The sequence below is a fragment of the Nocardiopsis alkaliphila YIM 80379 genome (genome assembly GCF_000341005.1).
Lineage (GTDB): Bacteria > Actinomycetota > Actinomycetes > Streptosporangiales > Streptosporangiaceae > Nocardiopsis > Nocardiopsis alkaliphila.
On the sequence record NZ_ANBD01000104.1, the window covers coordinates 1 to 2,737 of the forward strand.

Consider the following 2,737-nt stretch of genomic DNA (forward strand, 5'->3'; position numbering starts at 1 on the left):
CGCTCACGAGCAGTAAACCCCAAGATCAACTTTGAAACCGCCCTGCGGCAGTGGGAGTGGATTCGTGTCTTCGTTTCGGACTCCTGGAACCTTGACTCTTGGGTTCGAGGACTCGGTGGCCCTGGATGAGTGGGTTCTTCCTCAGGCCGGGGCCACCACGGGCGAAGTCGATGTACGGCGGATTCTTTCCTGGTGGTTCCCCCTCCCGGCCACGTGATGGTGGCTGCCCGTGCGGCGCCGTGTGGGTCAAGGTCATCAGTCCCCTCGTTCCAGCAACACGACGTCGCCTTGAGTCGCTCAGTGCGAACGGCAACAATCATGTGGCGGGACAGGGAGGAACCCCCTACCCCCCGCCCACCTTGGAAAGGCACCCTCCTTGCAGGAAGAACCCCCCACGAACGTGGACCCCGAATCCACCTCCGGCTCTGGCACCGAATCCACCCCCACCCCCGGCCTCGGGCGGGACTTCAACCGTTTCTGGGTCGGCAGCCTGTCCAGCAACCTCGGTGACGGGATGATGACCATCGCCCTGCCCTTGGTGGCGGCGATGCTCACCAACGACCCCCTCCTGGTGTCCGGGTTGCTGGTGGCGCGCTTTTTGCCCTGGTTGCTCTTCGGTCTGGTGGCCGGGGTGGTCGTGGACCGGGTGGACCGGGTACGGCTGATGGTGGCCACGAACCTGGGGCGGGCCGGTGCCCTGATCGCCTTGGCAGCGCTGATCGCCACCGGTCACGCCGGTATCTGGGTGCTCTACGCGGTCATGTTCACCGTGATGAGCTGCGAGGTCTTCTACGACCTCGCAGGGCGCGCGATGTTGCCCGACATCGCTCCGGCCGGGACCATCGATCGGGCCAACGGGCGGCTCGAGGGCGGTCGTACCGTCGGCCAAGAGTTCGCGGGTGGTCCACTGGCCGGGTTCCTCTTCGCGGTCATGGCCTTCGTGCCCATCGCGGTCAACGCCGGTACCTACCTCTTGGGCGCCCTGGTGTTGCTCGGCCTGCCCTTGGCGGTCCGCCGGTCACGGCCCACCACCTTGGAGGCCTCCCCGTCCGCTGAGGAATCGGCCACCCCCGACCGGCGTCCCTCACCCTTGGCCGAGCTTCGGGAAGGGTTCGACTTCGTCTTTCGCGGTAGTTCCCTGGGCCCCATCCTGGTCTTCAACGTGGCCCTGAACGCCGCCTTCATGGGGCTGAGCGCGGTCATGGTGCTGCTCGCCCAAGAACACTTCGGGGTGCCGGCCGCCCTCTACGGTCTCTTCCTGGCCTCCTCCGCCGTGGGTGCGCTGCTCGGCGCCATCACCGTCGGCCGAATGGTCGCTCGCCTGGGTCGGTTCCGTCTGGAGTTGGTGCTGTTCACCGTCACCGGCCTTTGCTTCTTCGGTTTCGCCCTGGCACCCAACGCCTACGTCGCCGTCGTGGCGTGGACGATCCTGGGATTCGCGACCACCTCGTCCAACATCGTGATGTTGGGGGCGATCCAGCTCATCGTTCCCGGTGGCCGGTTGGGCCGGGTCATGTCCTTCGTGCAGGTTTCCGGAACCGCCTTCGGTCCGGTGGCGGCACTGCTGGGGGGACTGCTCGGTCGAGTGGAGCTGTACTACGTCCCCCTCGCCTCGGGCACCCTCGTGCTGGTCTCCCTGGCCCTGGCGATTCGCAGCATCCGTGGCGTCGTCGCCCGGGCCGACCGGATCGAAGCCGAACAGCTCGAGGAGGCCCGGGGCCAGAGCTCTCGAACGGAAGGCCAGGAGGGCGGCTCCAGGAGGTGAGCACCGGATCGGAAGCGGGCCGGGGGTCATCCCCGTAGGCGGTCGACGGTCTGCGGGCCGGTGGACTCGTCGTTGGGGTCGAGTTCGTGGCCGCCCCCGTTCCCAGCGGCCTCGCCGCCTCGGACTCCGCCCTCATCGGAGTGCGAACCCCCGTCGAGGGCCTCCTCCGCGCGGGCCCGGGTCTGGCGGAGCAACCGTTCCAGCCTGCGGCGCCCCGCCACCGTGTCCGGGTGTCGGGCGCCCAGCACCCGCTCTCGGACGCCAAGGACCTCCTCCAAGACCCGCAGGGCCGTCTCCACGTCTCCGGCGCGGGCCGACCAGTACGCCTGGTCGTGGCGGTGGTTCAGGGTGGCCGGATGATCGGCGCCCATCACCGTGGCGCGGACGCGGGCCAGATGGCCCAGGTCGTCGGCGGCGCCTTGGGGATCCCCGCAGGCGCCGCGCCAGTGCGCGAGGTTGTGCAGGGTGGTGAACGTGCTCGGGTGCTCGGGACCCAGGTGGCGGCGTTGGTCGGCCAGGAGTTCCCGAGCCTCGCGCGTGGCGCCGGTCAGGTCGCCGGACTGGGCGAGGCACAGTGTCAGGTTGCCACGGGCACTGAGGGTCTCCAAGTGGCCCGAACGCCCGCCCGGGTCGATGCTCAGGTGCCTGAAACGCACCATCGCCCCGGTGAGGTCCTTGGACCTGGCGCGGAGGAAGGCCAGTGAGTGCCGAACCTCGCGGGTACTCGGACCGTCGGGGCCTTCTTCGAGCAGGTGGCGTTCGTAGGCCTCTTCCAGCTCCCGGTAGGACGCGTCCAGGATCAGTTCCCGGTAGGGGAGCGGTCCCTCGGGGGCGCCGTCCCACACGGAGGTGCCCACGCGTAGCAACAGCGGGTGGGGCTCGCCTTCCCACAGCGCACCTTCGGGGGCGTGTTCGATGAGCGCCTGGGCACCGGCCTGAAGCCGCCGCTCCAGGGGCGAGCCACGGCGGGGG

The 2,737-nt window shown here is 69.1% G+C and carries 2 protein-coding genes; one reads left to right on the forward strand and one right to left on the reverse strand.

Annotated features, from left to right (window positions below):
- Positions 1 to 376: 376 nt before the first annotated feature.
- Positions 377 to 1,765 (forward strand): MFS transporter, encoded by a 1,389-nt coding sequence (locus D472_RS0115235; protein WP_017605343.1) that lies wholly within the window; start codon positions 377 to 379, stop codon positions 1,763 to 1,765.
- Positions 1,766 to 1,791: 26 nt separating this feature from the next.
- On the opposite strand, the gene D472_RS0115240 is transcribed toward D472_RS0115235, so the two are convergent.
- The coding region (locus D472_RS0115240) for a tetratricopeptide repeat-containing protein (protein WP_017605344.1) at positions 1,792 to 2,737 on the reverse strand (946 nt) is incomplete at its 5' end.